The following is a 21,855-nucleotide window of genomic DNA, read 5'->3' on the forward strand; positions in this document are numbered from 1 at the left end:
GTAATTTGTCAGTAGCCGTTTCGTTGCCTCCTTATTTCAAATTCAGTTCAAATTGCTTGCTTCGTGAATCATCTTGATTACAGATGCAATCGACTGCGGGCCGAAATCCTCCCCGGACAAGGCCCGAACTGCAATTTGTTCGTTTTCCACTTCGCGATTGCCGATCACCAGAAGATACGGAACTTTATTCAGAGTCTGTTCCCTGATCTTGAATCCGATTTTCTCGTTTCTCAAATCCAGAGCTACTCGGATACCGGCTTTCTTCAGCGAATCAGATATTTTAAACGAATATTCTTTCTGTGCTTCAGAAATATTCATCACAACCGCCTGAACCGGCGCAAGCCAGACGGGAAACTTTCCAGCATGTTCCTCAATCAGGATTCCGATGAACCGTTCGACAGAGCCGAGAATCGCACGGTGAATCATGACCGGTGTTCTTTTTGTACTGTCGGAGTCCACGTATTGAGCGCCGAGTCGTCCCGGCATTGAGAAGTCGAGCTGGATTGTGCCGCACTGCCATTTTCTTCCCATGCTGTCGTTCAGTACGAAATCAATCTTGGGACCGTAGAACGCACCCTCTCCCGGATACATGGTGTAGTCCATGCCGCGCTGTTCCAAGACCGCCTGCAGCGCATTTTCGGCAGAATTCCACAACTCGTCGCTTCCGACCCGCTTTTCCGGACGGGTCGACAATCCGATCGAAATTTCATTGAATCCAAAATCTGAGTAGACGCGCAATGCGATTTCAATCAGGGTCTCCACTTCCGTCTGTATCTGCTCTTCGGTGCAAAAAACGTGTGCATCGTCCTGGGTGAAGCGTCTGACACGCATGAGTCCATGCAATGTACCAGACGGCTCATATCGATGAACAATTCCGAACTCCGAAATTCGAAGCGGGAGGTCGCGAAAACTGCGCAATCCCTGATTGAATACCTGGACGTGTCCCGGGCAGTTCATCGGCTTGAGCGCATAGGATTTGTTCTCAATTTCTGTTGTGAACATGTTCTCCTGGAACGTTTCCCAGTGTCCGGACCGCTCCCACAACGAACGGTCAATCAACTGGGGCGTATGCACTTCGGTATAGTTGTAGTCCTTCAGAAGGTCGCGCATGTAGGATTCCACCAGTCGGAACAGAGTCCATCCCTTCTCGTGCCAGAACGCCATACCCGGAGCCTCTTCCTGAAAATGGAACAGGTCCAGTTCAGCGCCCAACTTGCGATGGTCGCGCAACATCGCCTCTTGTTGTTGCTTCAGATATGTATCGAGATCACTCTTGGAGCTGAAGGCGGTTCCGTAGATTCGCTGAAGCATTTCATTGCTTGAGTCTCCCCGCCAATAAGCGCCGGCGACTTTCGTCAGCTTGAACGCCTTGAGAAAACTGGTGTCCGGCACATGCGGACCGCGGCAAAGGTCGACAAAATCACCTTGTTCATAGAGCGTTATCTGCTCGTTTTCCGGGAGGTCATGGATAATCTGTGCCTTATATTCCTCGCCCATGTCGCGAAACAGGGAAACAGCATCATCCCGCCCAATGACTTTTCGGTTCATCAGGAGTTTCTCGGCGGCGATTTCACGCATGCAGTTTTCGATCTTCTCGAGATCCTCATTGGTAAACCCGCGTTCGAATGCAAAGTCATAGTAAAACCCGTCTTCAATGACCGGACCAATGGTGACCTGTGCTGACGGATAGAGTCGCTTGACCGCCTGGGCGAGAAGATGTGCTGTGGAGTGGCGAATGATCTGCAGTCCCTCATCATCCCGGCCGGTGATGATTCTTAGTCGTCCATCGGACTGGATTTCACGTGAAGTGTCGAGCAGATTGCCGGCGAATTCGCCAGCGATCGCGGCCCGATGCAATCCAGATCCAATGTCCGCGGCGACCTGATCGACTGTCGGATTGGACGCGTAATGTCTCTCCGACCCATCGGGCAATGAAATTATTGGCATAACACTTATATAACGTATGGAAACAATCGCACCGCAGAAAGCCTTGACGGTGCTCCGGAAGCGTGCATATTATAAGCCGAATAATCAGGCAGGAAAACATCTGTTCTTGATCAACATATGTGGATGGAGAACATCGACATAGCGATTAGAATTTGTTTATCATTTTGCGGACGGATACCCAACGTATTGATAAGTCTGCGTGACCGGCCAGCCGTCCGGAACTCTGACTATGACAGTCACATGAAAGTATCCAATTCTTCATGAGTCAACTGGAATGATTCCGTATGGAACGAAATAATCTATATGCGGCACTATTTGCCGAATGGCTGGGAACCGCCCTGCTTCTTGCCACTGTAATCGGGTCAGGAATCATGGCCGAAACCTTGGCTGGCGGAAACGTCGCCATTGCACTGCTGGCCAATACAATTGCCACAGGTGCCATTCTGGTGGTACTGATCACGATGCTTGGACCTGTATCCGGCGCGCACTTCAACCCCGCCGTTTCGCTGGTTTTCGCGCTTAAGCGGGATATCAGCTGGACTGTCTTTGGTGCCTATGTCGCATTGCAGATACTTGGGGGCATTGCGGGCATGCTCGCAGCTCACCTGATGTTTGAAGAGCCGATATTCCAGCTGTCCGAAAAAGTCAGAACTGGCGGGTCACAATGGTTTTCCGAAGGAGTCGCCACCTTCGGACTGGTGCTTGCCATACTGGCAACGCTGCGGGCCCGACCGTCTGCCGTACCCATGGCTGTAGGACTGTACATCACCGCAGCGTACTGGTTTACCGCATCGACGTCTTTTGCAAACCCCGCAGTTACAATAGCGCGCAGTCTGACTGACACGTTTTCTGGAATCTACCCTCCGCACGCCCCGATGTTCATCGCTGCCCAACTGGTTGGCGCAGTTGTTGCGCTATTTGCGTGCAACAAGCTTTACGGAAAGACGAGTCCGCAATCCGAGAGTTGAAGCGCCTCGGTTTGCAAGTCAGTTTCGGATGTTCCAAAAAGCCTGCTGTCCGATACGGTCCGTTTATTAGTCACTGTCTGGAAAGCGGTGCGTCCGAGTTTTTGGTGTTACAACCATTTCAGCTTGCCCGCAGGCTACAGGAAAAGTCTGCAGTGGTTGCAGGCGATACCGATTCGGACCGGTTTGCCGGTTTTTGTACAGTGTCCACAACCGAACTTGCTGAAAAATGACAGAGCGGGGTCGAGTCCTGCACAAGTATTGCTGAACCCTTCAGGAGCTTCGAAATCGGCAGTTGATATGGCACTTTTCCAGACCGACTGTATGTATTCTGCATCCTTGTTCGAGTCCAGATTGCTTTTCTTTGACATGCCCAGATTGTCGGTTGCCTTGCTGACAAATGAATCAACATTCACCGGCAAACGATCCAGATGCGAGATTTTCGCACCACCAGGATTCACCAGCATGCGCAGCCAGATGGAACTTGCTTTCGCCCCACTGAGAATCGGAAAACGATTTTCACCCTCCTCGCTGCGCGTGCTCAGATCGTCCAGCAGATTCTTGACGTCTACAGAATTACCGTAGATGAGTCGGCTGACAGGACAATGACTCTCAAGTGTTATTGTCTGAGCGATTCGCAGCCAGACCTGGGCCTGTGCATGATCTCCCTCTGAAAGACCGGTTTCGTGCAGGATAGAACCTAGATCATCGACTGAAATGTTCAACAGTGCCAGCGGGTCGAATACCTCCGGATGTTCCTCAAACAGTTCTAATCCATTCCACCAGACCTTCTCGGAATCCCTGCAACGATCTACCGCGGCAAGGAACGTGATAAACAGCAGGACGGTCAGATCACTCGCGCTTGAATCGCGTAAATATTTGACGCATTCAACATGAGGCATCGAGGCCCACGATGATGCGGATGAGACAGACGGCCGGTTCGACAGGTCGAATCGGCCCATATAAAAGTCCTCGGCGATCAAACCTGCTATTTTTGAATAATCGGTCACTTGGCTGTGGATTTCCGGTACTTCTTTATGGAATAGGCTGGATTGAGATTTTACGTCTCTCGCTTGGGGTCAGGACTCGTTGCAGACGTAGTCTGAGAGTTCAGCCCGGTGCGGCAAGTCCGCACCGCGTCTTCGGCACGTGACGCGTGCGGCCTGAACCGCGAAATTCAGCAGGTTCTCAAGACCCTTGCTGCCGAGTGATTCCACAGCCTTTTTCGGATTGCCATTTCCATCTTCGGACAATTTCACAAGTAGAGCAGCCTGAAAGCTGTCACCGGCGCCAACCGTATCGACAACCGGTGTTGCGGGCGGCGTCACACGAACGACATGATCGTTGTGAGTCCAGGCTGAGACGGTCCTTCCTCCATCGGTTATCACGACAAGCTTGACACCCGCCTCAAGCAGCATCTCAGCGATTTTGTCACCTTCAACATCCGGATAAATTATCTCCAGATCTTCTTTGCTGAACTTCATCAGATCAGCGCTTGAAGCGTATTCGTTCAGGCGTTGCCGCCATATATCCGTATTCGGTTCCACCATGGTTCTGACGTTGGGATCAACAGAAATAAACCGATTCGTATTTTTCGTTGCAAGCGTCGAAAATGCGTCGGCTATCGGCTGCACCGCAATCGAGTAAGAGCCAAAATGCAGTCCTCTCACCTCAGGGCCGATTGAAGGAATGAGTTCGGATGTCACGCTGCAGTCTGCCGATCCCAGTCCATAAAATTCGTAGTCCGGTTGCCCCAAATCGTCTACGCCGACGAGGCTGAGTGTTGTGCGCCTGCCAGAGCGGACCAGATACTGTGTCGAAACAGATTCCCGTTTCAAGGTTCGCACAAGATGTTCGCCTAATGTTCCTCTGGACATTCCAGTCAGCAAAGCCGCCCTGCCCCCGAGCCGCGCGATGCCTATTGAAACATTGAAGGGCGATCCCCCGGGATGGGCTTCAAGACGCAGCCTGCCTGCATTATTGTTTTCGCCGTCGATAAATACGTCAAACAGCGCTTCGCCGCATACCAGATACATTACTCAGTTGATGTCCGATGTCGATCATGATGTTCATATTACACGACACTGATGCCAGGCCGTATCGTGAAGACCACGGATGTGCCAAACTCCCTTAACCCACGTCCAGTCATGGTCGGAAAATCCCCTGGTCGATTTATCTGATGGTGACTGTCACCCCAGTGTAATGGGAATGCAATTTACAAGTGGTCTGGCACGGTTGACCAATTTGACAATTCATTGGATTCCCGCCAATATAATAAATTAGGTTGATTTATTATTTTTGGAATTTCAAATGCATCCGTCTGAAACGTTTACACGGACAGGTGTCGGCTAACGGAGAGTCAGAAATTTATGAGAGGCGGGGATTCAATAGGAATAAGAGCCTACAACGAGCGCTTGATGATTACAGCCATACGCCAGGCTGGTGCCTTGTCAAAGGCGGAAATCGCCCGCACTACCGGGCTCAGCGGTCAGGCAGCGACAGTCATTGTCAACGCATTGATTGAGGAAGGTCTTCTGATCAAGCTTAAGCGTGTGCGCGGCCACGTAGGCAAACCTTTCACCCCGATCGCTCTCAACCCAAAAGGTGCCTTTTCAGTCGGTGTAAAGATCGGCCGTCGCAGTCTGGAGACGATACTGGTAAATTTTCATGGCAATGTGATCGCATCACGCACCGAGCGTTACGACGCACCACTACCGGTACCGACCATGACCGCGGCGATCAAGGCTTCAGAGGAACTGATCAAATCGGTCGAATCACGATTGCAAAGACGAATTGTAGGTTTGGGCGTGGCGATGCCATGGGACCTGCACGAGTGGTCGGATGTATTGGGGTTGCAATCGACATTACTTGAAAACTGGCGCAATATCGATGTCGTGGATCAGTTCGAGAGTTCGACCGGTCTTGCGGTTTCGCTTTTCAATGACGCAACCGCGGCCTGCGCGGCGGAGATGATTGCCGGAGATCGGATTCGCCAGCGCAGCGCGATGTATTTTTTCCTGGGTACTTTCGTCGGTGGCGGCGTTGTGATCGAAGCTCGGCTGTTTCGCGGCGATCAGATCAACGCTGGAGCCGTCGGTTCCATGCCGATGTCCGGCACCGACTCTGAAGGTCGGCCCAGTCAGCTGATCCATCTGTCATCGGCAATTGAACTTGAACGCTCGCTTGCCTCGGCTGGAATTGACGTTTCGGACTTGTTCAACTTTACACCCGATGACGCGGCGGAAACTATTTTTGAACAATGGATGCACCGCATGGCGCCGGCCCTGGCACATGCCATCATTTCCGCAACGAGTGTGATCGATTTTCAGGAAGTGGTCATAGACGGAATATTGTGTCCCGCATGGCGCAAGCGTATTGTCGAAACCGTTTCGGCCGAGTGCGCGAAGTTCAATCATGCGGGACTGTCGCCCTTCGAGATTTCGATTGGAACGATCGGGCCATCCGCGCGGGTCTTGGGTGCGGCACTGATGCCGCTTATGCGAAGATTCTCACCCGACACCGATCTGCTGACAAAGACCGGCAGAACACTGCGCACACCTGAAGCTGCCTTGACAGCTGAACCCCAGTCTCTGAGCGCCGCCATGTCCGGACAAGAGTGACAGCAGCGAAGACCTGAGTGCCGGATTATCGGTATCGCCGTGCGACCTGCTCTGGATTCGGTTCACCTGGATATCCTCATTGCCCTGCAGACTGAGTAAAGGCAATCGCTTCAGGCCAATTCTTGGTCCGACCGCAATTTGACCCAAAACGCAAATATTCGGCTTGACTCACTGGTCAAAATTCTATATTAATTATCCGCGATATCAAATTTAATAAATCACATTGATAAATTAAAATTTTTTCTTTCTAGGAGAATTTCATCATGCGTATGAAATCAACAGCAATTGCAGCCAGTGCGCTTGCGATTACAGTTACGTTTGGGGCGGTTATGCAGTCGCATGCCGCGAGCGTAGTATCCATAGCAACCGTAAATAACGGCGATATGATCCGAATGCAGGGACTTACGGATGACTTTACGTCGAAAAATCCGGACATCACCCTTGAATGGGTAACTTTGGAAGAGAATGTGCTGCGTCAGCGCGTCACTCAGGATATTGCGACCAAGGGCGGTCAGTTTGATGTCCTCACCATCGGAACCTATGAAGTGCCGATCTGGGGCAACAATGGCTGGCTGGTGTCTTTGAACGATCTCCCGTCGGCGTGGGATGCGGACGATCTGCTGCCCGCAATGCGGAACGGACTCACAGTGAATGGCGAGCTTTACGCAGCGCCCTTCTACGGTGAAAGTTCCATGGTCATGTACAGAACCGATCTGATGGCAAAAGCCGGCATGGAAATGCCCATGGCGCCGACTTGGGATTTCATCAGGGATGCGGCTAAGGCAATGACCGACAACGACAACGGTATCTATGGCATTTGCCTTCGCGGCAAAGCCGGTTGGGGCGAGAATATGGCTTTTTTGACCGCAACCGCAAACTCATTCGGCGCGCGCTGGTTCGACGAGAACTGGAAACCCCAGTTTGACGGCGATGCGTGGGCGGCGACACTCAATTTCTACGTCGACCTGATGAACAACTACGGCCCTCCGGGCGCCTCGACAAATGGATTCAACGAAAACCTTTCGTTATTCCAGCAAGGCAAGTGCGGCATGTGGATTGATGCTACAGTAGCAGCTTCATTTGTCACCAATCCGAACGATTCGACTGTAGCCGACAGCGTCGGATTCGCGCTGGCACCAGACAACGGGCTTGGCAAACGAGGCAATTGGCTGTGGGCCTGGTCACTTGCGATTCCAGCCGGTTCAGATGCGACAGACGCAGCGAAGAAGTTCATCGCTTGGGCAACCAGCAAGGAATACACTGAACTGGTAGCTTCCAAGGAAGGCTGGGCTAATGTCCCGCCCGGAACCCGCATGTCACTCTATGCGAATCCGGAGTACGCGGCAGCTGCACCCTTTGCTGAAATGACGCTGAACTCAATCAATGCAGCCGATCCGACCAACCCAACTGTTGATCCTGTGCCCTATACTGGCGTGCAGTTCGTGGCAATTCCCGAATTCGCGGGCATCGCTTCGCAGGTTGGCCAGGAATTTTCCGCCGCATTGGCTGGCCAGCAATCTGTTGCTGAAGCGCTTGCAAAGGCCCAGGCACTGACAGCTGACGAGATGGAGGCCGCCGGTTACTGACGGTCTGACCAAAGATAGGTTTAGGAACACAGTTGTGGTTGCCTAGGACAGTCTATTTGCGATAGGCTTGCAATCACCTTAGTTCAAAATCGAAAATGCCAGGGGATTCAGGGTTTCTAATGGAAATGCAATCCCTTGGCATTTTTTTACGTCCTTTCAGCAATCGATAGTGCGACAGTACCTGTGGTCGTTCCATTGCCTCGGCGATGCCCTCTGATATTATCATGTAGTCCTCTGTGACAATAAACGGCAGACGCAACGGCTATGCAGCAAGCAAGATCCATTCCCCGGATGATGATGGCACCCGCAGTTTTTCTGTTGCTGGTCTGGATGCTGGTGCCGTTGTCAATGACGATATTTTTCTCGTTCAAGAAATACCTGCCACTGCGAGGCGGTGATCTTGGCTGGATCGGATTTGAGAACTACATCCGATTTGTCACTTCCAGTTCATTCTGGCCGAGCGTTCAGGCAACGCTCACAATCGTCGGCGGTGTGCTGTTGATCACAGTGATTCTGGGCATATTGCTGGCAATTCTGCTGGACCAGCCGATGTGGGGCCAGGGATTTGTCCGAATTTTAGTTATCGCGCCGTTTTTCGTCATGCCGACCGTTTCCGCACTGGTCTGGAAAAACATGTTCATGGATCCTGTGAACGGACTTTTCGCACATTTGTGGAAGTTTTTCGGTCTTGCACCGATTGAGTGGCTGAGTCAGGCTTCGCTTTTTTCAGTGACCCTGATTGTTTCTTGGCAGTGGCTGCCTTTTGCAACACTCATTTTGCTGACTGCCATCCAGTCGCTTGACCGGGAACAGCTTGAAGCAGCGGAGATTGATGGTGCGCCTGCGCTGGCGAAGTTCTTTTACATCATACTGCCCCACCTCGGTCAGGCCATCACCATCGTCATCCTGATCCAGACTATATTTCTGTTGTCAATTTTTGCAGAGATTTTTGTGACAACCCAAGGCTCCTTCGGAACCAAGACTCTGACTTATCTCATATTCCAGCGCGTCCTGGAAAGTCAGAATGTAGGCCTTGGCTCAGCCGGCGGAGTCTACGCCATTATTCTCGCCAATATCGTTGCCATTTTCCTGATGCGCATTGTTGGCAGGAACCTTGACAAGTAGCACGTGCGAACCATGGCCATCACCACCTCAACAAGACGTCAGGTGATCAACACGATTCTCGCGTGGGGAGTCGGTCTTGTTATCTTTTTTCCGGTTCTGTGGACAGTGCTGACGAGCTTCAAATCAGAAGCCCAGGCGATTGCTGACCCGCCGCTTTTTCTTTTCTTCGATTGGACTTTGGAAAACTATTCGATTGTGCAGGAACGTTCGGACTACATGCGATTTTTGTGGAACTCGGTGATTATTGCCGGGTCCTCCACATTGCTCGGCATATTGGTTGCGGTACCCGCGGCATGGTCGATGGCGTTCGCCCCGTCGCGCCGCACAAAGGATATTCTCCTTTGGATGCTCTCAACCAAGATGCTGCCGGCAGTCGGTGTCCTCTACCCCATCTACCTGCTGTTCATTCAGTTCGAACTGCTTGATACTCACATCGGTCTGATCGCTGTTGTCATGATGATCAACCTGCCCATCATCGTGTGGATGCTGTACACCTATTTCAGGGAGATTCCAAAAGAGATACTGGAAGCCGCAAGGATCGATGGCGCGTCATTGCGGTCGGAAATTCTTTATGTGCTGACCCCTATGGCCGTACCGGGGATTGCGTCGACTATTTTGCTGAACTTCATTCTAGCCTGGAATGAGGCATTTTGGACCTTGAATCTCACTGCAGCGAAAGCTGGACCTCTGACCGCTTTCATTGCCAGCTATTCAAGTCCTGAGGGACTTTTCTACGCAAAACTCAGTGCTGCCTCGACCATGGCCATCGCTCCAATTCTGATATTGGGTTGGTTCAGTCAGAAGCAACTTGTTCGAGGGCTGACTTTCGGTGCGGTGAAGTGAAATTTGATGAAAGAGTTGCGACGAAATGCGTGATATATACTGAAATGTGCTCACCTGCCCCTGATTATGACAACGAGAACGGTCACGACTGCGTGTCGTGCGGACGATCGTCTTCGCCAATCCGGTTCAGTTTCGCGGGCACATGATACGCTTGGAAAAATCGACATGGCACATATCGTACTGGAAAAAGTAGAAAAGAAATTTGGCGCGGTTACCGTCATTCCGCCGCTCGATCTTGAGATTGAGGACGGAGAGTTCGTTGTATTCGTCGGCCCCTCCTGTTGCGGGAAGTCAACGCTGCTCAGATTGATTGCCGGACTCGAAGAGGTAACAGATGGAACAATCCGCATTGACGGAAAGGACTCGACATCGATTCCGCCTGCCAAACGCGGACTTGCCATGGTCTTTCAGTCCTACGCGCTGTATCCTCACATGACGGTGCGCAAGAACATCAGTTTTCCGCTTCGAATGGCGAAACTGGAAAAGTCCGAGCAGGCGCGGCGCGTAGAACAGGCAGCTTCGGTATTGAATCTTACGGAGTATCTAGACCGACGCCCCGGTCAGCTTTCCGGTGGTCAGCGCCAGCGAGTTGCGATCGGCCGTGCCATCGTGCGGGAACCCGCGGCGTTCCTGTTTGATGAACCGCTGTCAAATCTGGATGCGGCATTACGCGTCGGTATGAGGCTTGAGATCAGCGGTCTGCACAAGCGGCTCGAGACAACAATGATCTACGTCACCCACGATCAGGTGGAGGCCATGACAATGGCTGACAAAATCGTTGTGCTGCACGATGGGAAGATTGAGCAGGTCGGTTCGCCTTTGGAACTTTACCGCACGCCTCACAATCTCTTCGTTGCCGGATTTATCGGTTCACCCAAAATGAACTTCATTGACGGTGCCAAGGCAAAAGACTTTGATGCTCACACGATAGGTGTTCGTTCGGAACACTTTGTCCCTTCTCACACTGAGGGACTCTGGAGGGGTCAGGTGGGATTGTCTGAACATCTTGGTTCCGATACCTTTCTTCATGTCCACATGGAAAACCGCAGCGATCCGATCACGGTTCGATCTGGTGGTGATGTAGACTTCCATCACGGCGACGCGATCTACCTTACGCCGGACTCAAATTACATCTATCGATTTGACGATCAGGGGTTGCGGATTTCTTGAAGTCGCTGTTTGATCAGTTCGTGATGATCACAGATGCGACGCGTGGTGTCGGACCGAATTTCGCCGAGTCCTATGCTGTCGCAGGTTTGCGGGTCGCAGTTAAACTCGAATCGGCAGGTCAGGAGGTGAGATCCGCCAGCCACCGTGCAACTCAGCTGTGATTCTTCTTTCGCAAGCGGCACTGGGTGATCTGCCTGTTTCGGTCAGGTGTCCACATTACTCCAGAACTGCCCTGCGACCCGGCATTGTCCACATCGGTCTCGGCAATTTCCAACGGGCACATCAAGCCTGGTATCTGCAACAGCTGCTCAATATGGGATTGAACCATGATTGGGCGATCGTTGGAGCCGGCGTCCGCCCGTACGATGCAGAGCAACGAGAGAAATTCCTTAAGCAGGACTTTCTGTCAACATTGATTGAACTGTCACCCAACGGAAAAAAGGCAGAAGTCATTGGATCAATGATCGACTACATTCCAGTTGAAGACGGACATTCGGCACTCATTCGAGGTATGGCAACCGAATCAACCCGAATCGTTACCTTGACGGTAACGGAAGGCGGTTATTACGTCGATCCGTCGACAGGAGACTTTGATTTATCCCATCCTGATATCCAGCACGATATTGTCAATGCGAATCATCCCACCACGGCATTCGGTGCGATTGTCGCGGCGTTGAAAAGACGGCGTGACCGTGGCTTTGGGCCTTTTACCTGTCAAAGTTGTGACAATCTTCAAGGCAATGGCAAGATTCTGCGTAGAAACGTAGTTACGCTTGCACGGGAAACAGATTTGGAGTTGGCTGACTGGATCGAGATCAACTGCACCTTTCCGTGTTCGATGGTTGATTGCATCGTACCTGCGACCGGTCCGGCTGAACTTGCATTGAGTCAGAAGTTTGGTATCTGCGACTTGGTGCCCGTGACCCACGAGAATTTCCGTCAGTGGGTCGTCGAAGACGAGTTTTGCGCCGGGCGGCCGGATTGGAATGAGGTCGGCGTAACTTTTACAGACAGTGTTCAGGATTACGAGGCGATGAAGATTCGAATGCTCAACGCAGGCCACCAAATCGTGGCCAATCCAGGCGAGCTATTGTCCATCGATACCATCGCTGAGTGCATGACACATCCTTTGATATTCGCCATGTTCCAAAAAGTGCAGCGAGAGGAAGTCATACCACACGTCAAACCGGTTCCTGACGTGACGCCTGAACAATACCTGCAGCTGATCGTGCAACGCCTGTCCAATTCAGCACTTGGTGATACTACCAGACGGGTATGCTTCAACGGGTCATCCCTGCATGCAGGTTTCATTCTGCCTACCGTCCGAAAGGGGCTATATTCCGGCACTCCGACAAATGGGTTGGCATTGGTTGAGGCCATGTGGGCACGAATGTGTGAGGGCACTCGAGAGGATGGGTCCACAATTGAACCGAATGATCCGTTGTCAAGTGAACTTCAAGGAGTTGCACAGATGGCCAGGGAACACCCGAAGGCCTGGTTGGAACAACGCGGAATCTACGGCGACATTGCTGATGCGACTGAGTTCGTCAAGAACTTCGAAACCTGGCTGGATAGAATATGGGCGGTCGGATGCGAGTCAGTGTTGAAGGAATACACAGCCACTTGAGATAATCGCGAGCACCGCGGTACGTCAAAATACCATGCTGGGACGACCGGTGTCTTGTCGCGCATTTGGGATAGCGTTCGTTTCGAGCAACTCGAAGACCTGCGTGCGAGATTCTGCCAAAATGGGTTGATTCGAGGGTATTTGCTGCATTTTGATGGAAATCGGCTTGATCAGGGAAATCTTCGACGCCGACAGTTCGCTTCAACGTCTTTGTATGTATTGAGTATTGATGCTCAAGAATCAACCAGCCGCGGCCATTCGGACTTGGTTTTGGCGATTGACAGGCAGATTTTCATATTTGAGTGCAAAATGCTCAGTGAAGGCGATGATGGGAATCAAAGGGTTTCAGAAGCCATTGCGCAGATCAAAAGTCGCGGTTATGCAGACAAGTATCGTGATGGAGTCAATTCAATTTACTTCATCGGTGCGGTATTTGACGGTAAGACAAGAAACCTCTCAAAGCTGGAAATCGTTCCTGATTGAATGGCTTCGTAGTTGAGTGCAGTTCTCAAAGAAAACCGAAAGGCCAAGACACCCCCATCTCCACGAATAATTTGGATAGCGGGCGGGTCCGTCAATTTATCTGATCACGTTGACGGAACCACTGCCTGGAATAATGATTGGACAATGGCTCGTCAACATTCAATTGGTGGGCGCACCTGGGATTGAACCAGGGACCTCTTGCATGTCAAGCAAGTGCTCTCCCCCTGAGCTATGCGCCCCAACAACAGTTTCAAGGTGAGCAAGATTTTACTCTACCATACTCGTTTGTTGAACCAAAGTTTCCCATGACCACATGAAACTCCCGCATGTCAATCCGGGTCTCCTTTATGAGTTCTAGGAATTCGTCTGCTGTAACTGAACTATTTGTCATTGAAGCACCGGAACAAAATGATGGTTTTTCGGAGAGTAATCCTACCCGACCAAGTCATCCGGACTCACAAAGTTGAAACTTTAGACCGGAATAAATGTAAGGTGTTACTGGAAGTGAAAATAGCACAAGACTCACCAGTGAATTATCGATAAAGCCGATTCACTGCAGTTCCAAATTGATCAGCAAATTCTTGAATTTAATTCTAGCCTTGCGCCCCAGCGATTCAATAATCCATGAAATTTACCGATGAGATAGCAAATTTCAATCAGTTTGGTTCATTTACCCAAATTGAACGGGACGATGATGTGGATTACTTCATCAATTGCTATTGGACTGCACGACAAAGGCAAGCCAACCGTATACACGAAGTCAGCTATCGGGCTTGCTTCAAGCCGCAACTTCCCGCCTTTTTTATCAATAGGCTCACGCAGATAAATGATGTTGTCTACGACCCATTCATGGGACGCGGCACAACACCGATCGAATCCGCTTTGCTCGGTCGCATACCCTACGGAAACGATGTCAATCCAGTCAGTATTGCGATTACTGAACCGCGCATCAATCCACCGGATCCATTTTCGATCCAAAAACGTTTGACGGAAATTCCCTGGGACAGTTTCAAGGATGTCGAAAATCAAGATCTGCTCGTGTTCTATCACCCGGATACGCTGGCAAAGCTGGAAGGATTGAGGAAGTGGCTCATTCAACGAGCAACAAGCGGGGCGCTCGACCCTGCTGACAAATGGATTCGAATGGTGGCAATCAATCGACTGACCGGCCATTCGCCAGGATTCTTCTCGGTCTACACAATGCCACCCAATCAAGCAGTGTCCATCAAAAGTCAACACCGGATCAACGAACGCAGAAATCAGATACCGCCAGTGCGTGACGTTCCCCTTCTGATCTGGAAAAAGTCCAAACGGCTGCTGTCACAACCCGTTGTGCGGGCGGCAAACTATCTTCTTCTGAATGAGCGTTCGGATCACACCGCACAAATTCCAGATGACAGCGTTGATCTGGTAGTCACATCACCACCGTTTCTCGATATAGTCGACTACGAGGCTGATAACTGGTTGCGTTGCTGGTTTCTATGCATTGACCCCCATTCGGTGGACATCACGATGGTCAAGTCGATCCACACTTGGCGACAGTTCACCCATCGGACATTGCTTGAGCTGTCACGAATCGTCAAACCGGGAGGTCATGCCGCATATGAGGTCGGAGAAGTCAGAAGTGCGAAAGTCCATCTTGAAACCGAAGTGATCGCTGCAGCTGAGGGTACCGGATTGGAGGTTCTCGGTGTGCTGATCAATCAGCAGGAATTCACCAAAACCGCGAACTGCTGGGGTGTTGACAATAACCGCAGGGGTACGAATACCAACCGCATCGTACTGATGCGCAACACAAGGTAGTCTTGCATGCCCTATCCGTCCAGAAATGCGACTTCCCTGAGTTCGTTGATCTGATCCTGGACCAGTGCCGCGTTCTCAAATTCAAGCTTTGACGCAAAGTCATCCATCTGCTTTTCGAGTCGGCGAAGCTCTTGCGCAACTTGCTTGGGATCCTGAAGGTCGACTTCACTGACAGATGCTGCCGTGTCAATCGCCGAATCCCGGTCGCCTTTACGGCGTTTGTTTCTTCGGCGGCCGTGCACTCCCTCAATGATGTCTTTGACTTCTTTTGCCACCCCTTCGGGAACGATACCGTTGACTTCATTATGCTGCCGCTGCTTTGTCCGTCTTCTGTCGGTTTCGTCGATGGCTGCCTGCATCGAGTCAGTCACGTAGTCGGCATACAGAATTGCGGTGCCGCTGAGATGGCGCGCAGCACGGCCGATAGTCTGGATCAATGAGGAAGTCGACCTCAGAAACCCTTGCTTGTCAGCATCCAGTACCGCAACCAGAGATACCTCCGGCAAGTCAAGACCTTCCCTCAGGAGGTTGATTCCGACCAATACATCAAAAACTCCAGCTCGAAGATCGCGGATGATTTCCACACGCTCAACCGTGTCAATGTCCGAATGAAGGTAGCGAACCCTTATGTTCTGTTCGCCCAGATAATCAGTCAGATCCTCTGCCATTCGCTTGGTCAGGGTGGTAACCAGCGTACGCTCGTCCAACGCGACCCGTCTGTTGATTTCCGACATCAAATCATCAACCTGGGTTCTTACCTCGCGAACTTCAACAACAGGATCAACCAAGCCAGTCGGTCGAACAACCTGATCGACAAAAACCGGATTCATCTGTCTTTCGTAGGGTCCGGGTGTCGCGGACATGCAGATCACCACATTCACCTTGTTTTCGAACTCCTCGAACATCAGTGGACGGTTGTCCAGTGCCGACGGCAGCCGAAATCCAAAGTTAACCAGCGTAGTCTTTCGCGAGCGATCACCTCGATACATGGCCCTCAACTGCGGAATGGTCACGTGACTCTCGTCAATGAAAATCAGCGCGTCCTTGGGCAGATAATCAATCAGGGTATCAGGCGGGTCGCCGGTCGCCCTGTTGGAAAGGTGCAGTGAGTAGTTTTCGATACCATTGCAGTATCCCAACTGTTCCAGCATTTCCAGGTCATAGGTTGTCCGCTGTGCCAGTCGTTGAGCCTCGACCAGCATGTTTTCCCTGTGAAGATGCTGAAGCCGGTTTTCAAGTTCTTTCTTGATTCGTATCACCGCTTTGTCAATGGTGCTCTGGGCGGTCACGTAATGGGACTTCGGAAATACCGTAAATCGTATGATCTGATCGTTGATCACTTCACCCGTCAGTGGATCAAACAGGTGGAGTCGATCGATTTCGTCACCGAACAGCTCGACGCGGACAACCGCTCGGTCAGAGTCTGCGGGATAGATGTCAATGACATCACCCCTGACCCTGAAAGTGCCTCTTTTCAGTGCGGCATCGTTACGGGTGTATTGAAGCTCCGCCAATGTCCTTAGGATTTTTCTCTGATCGATCTGGGCACCCTTTCGCAGATGAAGAATCATCTTGTTGTATTCATTCGGATTACCCAGACCGAAGATCGCCGATACTGTCGCTACGATGATCGTATCACGGCGCATAAGCAACGCATTGGTGGCAGAAAGACGCATTTGGTCAATGTGCTCGTTGATCGAGGCGTCTTTCTCGATATAGGTATCGGAACTCGGAACATAGGCCTCTGGCTGGTAGTAGTCGTAGTAGGAAACAAAATACTCAACGGCATTGTTCGGGAAAAAGTCCCGCAACTCCGAGTAAAGCTGTGCGGCCAATGTCTTGTTGTGAGCCAGTACCAGCGCTGGCTTGCCCGTTTGGGCAATCACATTGGCCATGGTGAATGTCTTGCCGCTGCCGGTCGCGCCCAATAGCGTCTGAAAAGGCGTTCCAGACTCTAGGCCTGTGATCAGCTCCCTGATCGCGGCAGGCTGGTCGCCCGACGGGCTGTAGTCCGAAGTCAACTCAAACTGCTGCAAGATTTTGTCTCCGTATATATCCGTTCGGCTATACTTTTAGCGATATTCCCTAAGCCAACCTGAGTCCATCGACAATGAGTACAAACGCCCTGTCCGACCGAGTCAATTCCATTAAACCTTCAGCTACAATCGCTGTATCTACCCTCGCCCGGGAACTGCGGGCAGCAGGACGGGATGTAATTGGACTTGGTGCCGGAGAACCTGACTTCGATACACCGGAGAATGTCAAACAGGCAGCGTTTGAAGCGATTACCAATGGCCTCACAAAGTATACACCAGCCGATGGAACTGCCGAGCTGAAGCAAGCCGTTGTTGACAAGTTCGAACGCGAGAACCAATTGACATACAGTCCTGCGAATATTATTGTTTCCACCGGTGCCAAGCAAAGTATTATCAACGTAATGACAGCACTTCTTAATGAGGGAGATGAAGTCATTATCGTTGCACCCTACTGGGTATCCTATACCGATATGACTGTTCTTTCAGGCGGCAAGGCGGTGGTGATTGATGCTGACATCGAGCAGGATTTCAAGCTGCAGCCTGAACAGTTGCGGGAAGCAATTTCAGATCGGACCAAATTGTTGATGCTGAACAGCCCGAGCAATCCGACCGGAGTTGCCTATAGCCGGCAAGAACTGGAACAGCTGGCGCAGGTTTTGCTGGAATACCCGCAGGTTCACATCCTGACAGACGACATTTATGAACACATCCAGTGGAGCGGCAGCCCGTTTTGCAATATTGTCAATGCATGTCCTGAACTCTTTGAGCGAACCATTGTGGTGAACGGAGTATCCAAGGCCTATGCGATGACAGGATGGCGAATCGGATTTGCCGCGTCCAATGAGACATTGACTGCAGCGATGCGCAAGATTCAGTCGCAAACCACCTCGAATCCAAATTCGATTGCGCAAGCCGCAGCCGTGGAGGCGCTCAATGGACCACAGGACGCAATCACGGTCATGGTTGAGCAATTCAAGAAAAGACACGATTTCATTGTCGCCGCCTTGAACGAAATCGATGGCATCAAATGTCTTGCCGGGGACGGTGCGTTTTACGCATTTCCCGATTGCCGGGAACTGATTGAAAGATTGGAAGGTGTGGATTCTGATGTGGCCTTGTCTCAGCATATTCTGAACGAGGCTGAGGTGGCGGTCGTTCCAGGAAGTGCTTTTGGAGGGCCCGGTTACATCAGACTTTCATTTGCGACAAGTATGGATAATCTTGAACAGGCGATGCAGCGAATGCAGCGTATTTTCTGACTCGTGCAAGTTTTTGCAGTTTTCGGATTGATCAAGATGGTTTGCCGGATTGAAGCCCGTCAACACCATGAATCACACTGAGACCGCATTGACCGATTCCGCCAATCGAAGTTCGAAGCGCTCGCTGACTTTGAGCACAAAACAGATTTGCCCAACTAGCGACACATTATTTTCGCCCCATTGATTGAGGAGACACTTAAACATGCTGAACCCTGAATGGAACGATGAAAGAATCGAAGACTATCTCAAGTCCCTGGATTGCTGGCAAGGTGACATCATTATCGAGCCACTTGTCGGAGGCCTGTGCAACAAGAGTTTTGTGGTCACCGATGGCGACGTAAGGTCGGTCGCCAGAATCGGTTCTGACATACCTGTACACGGCATCATGCAGACTTCGGTTCAAGCTTCGATGCAGGCTGCGGCAGATATCGGAGTCAGCCCGAAAGTTCACTATACCGAAAGGTCACTCGTCATTCTGGATTTTCTGCCAGGTGGAAGCCTGCGACCGGAGGACATGGAGGGAAACCCTGCGAACTGCGAAAAAATCGTGCGTGTTTTGAAACGGCTGCATGAGGGGTCGGATCATGTACACGGTGCCCTCACCTATTTCTGGCCGTTTCAGGTCATCCGCAATTATGTGGAAATCGGCACTCGGAAGAATTCCCGGCTGACCGATCAGTTTTCCGAGTTGGTTCGGGTCAACAATCTTCTGGAAGGCAATATTCGAAGTTACCTGCCGGTTCTGACACATAACGATGCGGTTCCACAAAACTTCATGTTTGACGAATCCAGTGAGGTCTGGCTGATCGACTGGGATTACGGTGGCTATGGACATCCGATGTTCGATCTCGTCGGTGTCAGTTGTAATGCGGACATGAGCGAGGGTTCGGAGCGTGAGCTGTTCGAAATGTACTATGGCACGATCGATGAGGACTTGGACCGACAGCTTGTGGCATTCAAATTGGTACTGAATCTTCGCGAGTACATGTGGGGAATGGTTCAGGAAGTGACATCCGATCTCGACAGCGACAATGTTGCTGCATCCATGACCGATCTGTATCCGGACCAGGAAGCCGGTTATGAGGGATATACAAACATGAACAGGGATCGTTTTGAAAGCAATTGGAAACGGTACTGCCACATATTCGAATGATGGTGAAACGAATTCATTTACCGGAAATTCTCACGCGGTAATGTTCCCGCTTGCATTTGCTAAAATGTAATTTCGGACTGTATGCGCAAGTCAGCATGCGGTTGCTGGAAAAACTTAATTTGCGATCCGAAAGGATGGAGGTATCCAACATGCAAAAGTACATTTGTAATGCTTTAGTAGCTTGTTTTGCTGTGGTCTTATCCTATGTTCCAATCGCTTCGGCCGAGGTCGAATCGACAGACCCGATAAAGATTACCTGGCACGACTGGACCGGGCAGTTTATCACCGCTACGATGGTCGGTGAGATTCTCAAATCAATGGGATACAGCGTAGAGTATGTACCCGCCGATTACATCGCACAGTTCGTCGGACTTGAATCCGGCGATCTTCATGTCGCGGTGGAGATCTGGGAGACCACGGGAAAGGATGCCCTTGAAGCTTCACTTGCAACCGGCAAGACCGTTGATCTTGGCGAGACAGGCATGGATGCGATTGAAGAATGGTGGTATCCCTTGTATATGAAGGAAAAGTGCCCTGGATTGCCTGACTGGACAGCCTTGAATGGTTGTGCCGAGGCATTCTCGACACCTGAAACCCATCCCCGCGGTCGATATCTTGGCGGGCCCGTGACTTGGAGCGGCTATGACGACGAGCGGGCTGAGTCACTTGGACTGGATTACGACGTAGTCCATGCCGGCACAGATGCAGCTCTGTTTGCAGAGATTGAATCGGCTTACCAGCGAGGAGCGCCGATCTTGGCCTGGGTCTATGCCCCACACTGGGCACCGGCAAAATACGAAGGTGAGTGGGTTGAGTTTCCACGCTACACGGACGAATGCTACAACGACCCGTCATGGGGAGGCAATCCCGATATGGCATATGATTGCGGCAAACCCAGAGGATGGATCAAGGCGGTCGGCTGGGCTGGCGGCGAGCAAAAGTGGCCCAAAGCCTATCAGGCGATCCGAAATTTCACGATTGACAATGACCTGATGAGTTCCCTGATTATCAAGGTGGACCTTGAGGGAATGTCTGTCGAGGATGTTGTCGCTGATTGGTTGGCCAACAACGAGTCTGTGTGGAAAGCCTGGACAATGTAAATGTAGCGAATTGACACCTCTGATAAGAACGCGCCAGCACCCATTGGCCGGTTCTGGCGCGTTTTTGCTTTCATGGGCAATCAATTGAATTGAATCCAAAACGACGCCATGCCCGAGTCTGATGCCATCCTGACCTGCCAGAATGTCTGGAAGCTGTTCGGCAAGGACGCGGAGCGCTTTCTGTCCGTTGAATCCAACATCGATGACGCTGCGCTGTCATCGGCCGGATTGATCGGTGCCGTACGCGATGCGAATATTGAAGTCGCCGAAGGCGAGATATTTGTCATCATGGGATTGTCAGGTTCTGGAAAATCGACATTGCTCCGATGTCTCTCGCGCCTGATTGAGCCCACGTCAGGTGTGATCGAGTTTGAAGGTGAGAATCTTCTCGATCGGACCGAGAATCAGATGATTGAGATACGACGACACAAAATGGGCATGGTATTCCAGCATTTTGCCCTGATGCCGCATCTGACAGTTCTCGGTAATGTTGCCTTTCCTTTGGAAGTACAAGGGGTCGACAAGAAAAACAGAGAAGAGCGCGCACACGAGGTGATCAAACTGGTGGGTCTGAAAGGTCGGGAATCGTACTATCCCAGAGAGTTGTCAGGCGGTCAGCAGCAGCGCGTCGGCATTGCCCGATCCCTTTCAGTTGAACCCAAGATATGGTTTCTGGATGAACCGTTTTCTGCGTTGGACCCCTTGATCCGACGGGAAATGCAAGATGAGTTTCTCAAGATCCAGTCAGTGCTCAACAAGACCATTGTGTTTATCACACACGATTTTAACGAAGCGATTCGACTTGCTGATCGGATCGCCATTATGAAAAGCGGTCTGATCATCCAGGTCGGAACACCCGAGGAACTGGTATTGCATCCGGCCGACAGCTATGTCGAAGAATTTACCAACGATCTCACACGTTCGAAAGTTTTTTCTGCGCGAACTGTAATGAAGGACAAGCCTCCGAATACAGTGACGGGAGGGAGCGTTCTGCAGACCACCAAGGTCGATGAGCTGGCCGAAGAGCTGATCAACTCAGAACGACCGTATGATGTCGTCGACAGTGAGGGTGAGATCCTGGGAATGATCACACGTGAGGATGTGATCAACGTCCTCGTCAACAAGTCTACCTAGATCC

17 protein-coding genes, 1 tRNA gene and 1 pseudogene are annotated in these 21,855 nt (G+C 51.2%); 14 read left to right on the plus strand and 5 right to left on the minus strand.

Annotated features, from left to right (window positions below):
* Nucleotides 1-42: 42 nt before the first annotated feature.
* Nucleotides 43-1,947 (minus strand): threonine--tRNA ligase, encoded by a 1,905-nt coding sequence (gene thrS / locus OXI60_10610; GenBank protein MDE0310264.1) that lies wholly within the window; start codon nucleotides 1,945-1,947, stop codon nucleotides 43-45.
* 284 nt (nucleotides 1,948-2,231) lie between these two features.
* On the opposite strand from thrS, the gene OXI60_10615 reads away from it, so the two are divergent.
* Nucleotides 2,232-2,915: an aquaporin family protein gene (locus tag OXI60_10615; protein ID MDE0310265.1), complete on the plus strand. Its 684-nt coding sequence runs from the start codon at nucleotides 2,232-2,234 to the stop codon at nucleotides 2,913-2,915.
* Nucleotides 2,916-3,049: 134 nt separating this feature from the next.
* Here OXI60_10615 and OXI60_10620 read toward each other — a convergent pair whose 3' ends face one another.
* The gene (locus tag OXI60_10620; protein MDE0310266.1) at nucleotides 3,050-3,922 is read right to left on the minus strand and encodes a hypothetical protein; all 873 of its coding nucleotides are present in this window, start codon (nucleotides 3,920-3,922) and stop codon (nucleotides 3,050-3,052) included.
* A gap of 69 nt (nucleotides 3,923-3,991) precedes the next feature.
* A complete protein-coding gene (locus OXI60_10625; GenBank protein ID MDE0310267.1) occupies nucleotides 3,992-4,948 on the minus strand; it encodes a carbohydrate kinase in 957 nt (318 codons plus the stop codon).
* 381 nt (nucleotides 4,949-5,329) lie between these two features.
* Here OXI60_10625 and OXI60_10630 point away from each other — a divergent pair, with 381 nt between their 5' ends.
* The 8 genes and pseudogenes from OXI60_10630 (at nucleotide 5,330) to OXI60_10665 (ending at nucleotide 13,366) form a co-directional block, all read left to right on the plus strand.
* Complete coding sequence (locus tag OXI60_10630) at nucleotides 5,330-6,532, plus strand: ROK family transcriptional regulator (protein ID MDE0310268.1); 1,203 nt, start codon at nucleotides 5,330-5,332, stop codon at nucleotides 6,530-6,532.
* A 269-nt stretch (nucleotides 6,533-6,801) separates the two neighbouring features.
* Nucleotides 6,802-8,118, plus strand: coding sequence for a sugar ABC transporter substrate-binding protein (locus tag OXI60_10635; protein MDE0310269.1), 1,317 nt, complete (start codon nucleotides 6,802-6,804; stop codon nucleotides 8,116-8,118).
* Nucleotides 8,119-8,382: 264 nt separating this feature from the next.
* Entirely contained in the window at nucleotides 8,383-9,243 is an 861-nt protein-coding gene (locus OXI60_10640; GenBank protein MDE0310270.1) for a sugar ABC transporter permease, read from the plus strand.
* Nucleotides 9,244-9,255: 12 nt separating this feature from the next.
* On the plus strand, nucleotides 9,256-10,086 hold the full coding sequence (locus OXI60_10645; protein ID MDE0310271.1) for a carbohydrate ABC transporter permease: 831 nt from the start codon (nucleotides 9,256-9,258) through the stop codon (nucleotides 10,084-10,086).
* A gap of 165 nt (nucleotides 10,087-10,251) precedes the next feature.
* Nucleotides 10,252-10,980 (plus strand): annotated as a pseudogene (locus tag OXI60_10650) (ABC transporter ATP-binding protein).
* Between the two features lie 272 nt (nucleotides 10,981-11,252).
* Nucleotides 11,253-11,417 carry a hypothetical protein gene (locus OXI60_10655; protein ID MDE0310272.1) on the plus strand — a complete coding sequence of 55 codons (165 nt, stop codon included), beginning with the start codon at nucleotides 11,253-11,255 and terminating at the stop codon, nucleotides 11,415-11,417.
* On the plus strand, nucleotides 11,414-12,883 hold the full coding sequence (locus OXI60_10660; GenBank protein ID MDE0310273.1) for a mannitol dehydrogenase family protein: 1,470 nt from the start codon (nucleotides 11,414-11,416) through the stop codon (nucleotides 12,881-12,883). Before OXI60_10655 ends, OXI60_10660 begins: the two co-directional genes overlap by 4 nt.
* Before the next feature lie 219 nt (nucleotides 12,884-13,102).
* Nucleotides 13,103-13,366, plus strand: coding sequence for a PD-(D/E)XK nuclease domain-containing protein (locus OXI60_10665; protein MDE0310274.1), 264 nt, complete (start codon nucleotides 13,103-13,105; stop codon nucleotides 13,364-13,366).
* Between the two features lie 164 nt (nucleotides 13,367-13,530).
* On the opposite strand, the gene OXI60_10670 is transcribed toward OXI60_10665, so the two are convergent.
* Nucleotides 13,531-13,605: transfer RNA gene (locus OXI60_10670), tRNA-Val, on the minus strand.
* A gap of 385 nt (nucleotides 13,606-13,990) precedes the next feature.
* Between OXI60_10670 and OXI60_10675 the strand changes: the two genes are divergently transcribed.
* Nucleotides 13,991-15,169, plus strand: a complete 1,179-nt coding sequence (locus OXI60_10675) for a DNA methyltransferase (GenBank protein ID MDE0310275.1) — start codon at nucleotides 13,991-13,993, stop codon at nucleotides 15,167-15,169.
* An 11-nt stretch (nucleotides 15,170-15,180) separates the two neighbouring features.
* Here the strand turns inward: OXI60_10675 and uvrB are convergent, their stop codons facing one another.
* Nucleotides 15,181-17,208 carry an excinuclease ABC subunit UvrB gene (gene uvrB, locus OXI60_10680; GenBank protein MDE0310276.1) on the minus strand — a complete coding sequence of 676 codons (2,028 nt, stop codon included), beginning with the start codon at nucleotides 17,206-17,208 and terminating at the stop codon, nucleotides 15,181-15,183.
* Nucleotides 17,209-17,279: 71 nt separating this feature from the next.
* Between uvrB and OXI60_10685 the strand changes: the two genes are divergently transcribed.
* The 4 genes from OXI60_10685 (at nucleotide 17,280) to OXI60_10700 (ending at nucleotide 21,851) form a co-directional block, all read left to right on the plus strand.
* Complete coding sequence (locus OXI60_10685) at nucleotides 17,280-18,464, plus strand: pyridoxal phosphate-dependent aminotransferase (protein MDE0310277.1); 1,185 nt, start codon at nucleotides 17,280-17,282, stop codon at nucleotides 18,462-18,464.
* Nucleotides 18,465-18,666: 202 nt separating this feature from the next.
* Complete coding sequence (locus OXI60_10690) at nucleotides 18,667-19,617, plus strand: phosphotransferase family protein (GenBank protein MDE0310278.1); 951 nt, start codon at nucleotides 18,667-18,669, stop codon at nucleotides 19,615-19,617.
* Between the two features lie 149 nt (nucleotides 19,618-19,766).
* On the plus strand, nucleotides 19,767-20,717 hold the full coding sequence (locus OXI60_10695; protein ID MDE0310279.1) for an ABC transporter substrate-binding protein: 951 nt from the start codon (nucleotides 19,767-19,769) through the stop codon (nucleotides 20,715-20,717).
* Between the two features lie 108 nt (nucleotides 20,718-20,825).
* Nucleotides 20,826-21,851: a betaine/proline/choline family ABC transporter ATP-binding protein gene (locus tag OXI60_10700; GenBank protein ID MDE0310280.1), complete on the plus strand. Its 1,026-nt coding sequence runs from the start codon at nucleotides 20,826-20,828 to the stop codon at nucleotides 21,849-21,851.
* Nucleotides 21,852-21,855: the final 4 nt, after the last annotated feature.

The sequence above is a fragment of the Acidiferrobacterales bacterium genome (assembly GCA_028820695.1).
Lineage (GTDB): Bacteria > Pseudomonadota > Gammaproteobacteria > Arenicellales > JAJDZL01 > JAJDZL01.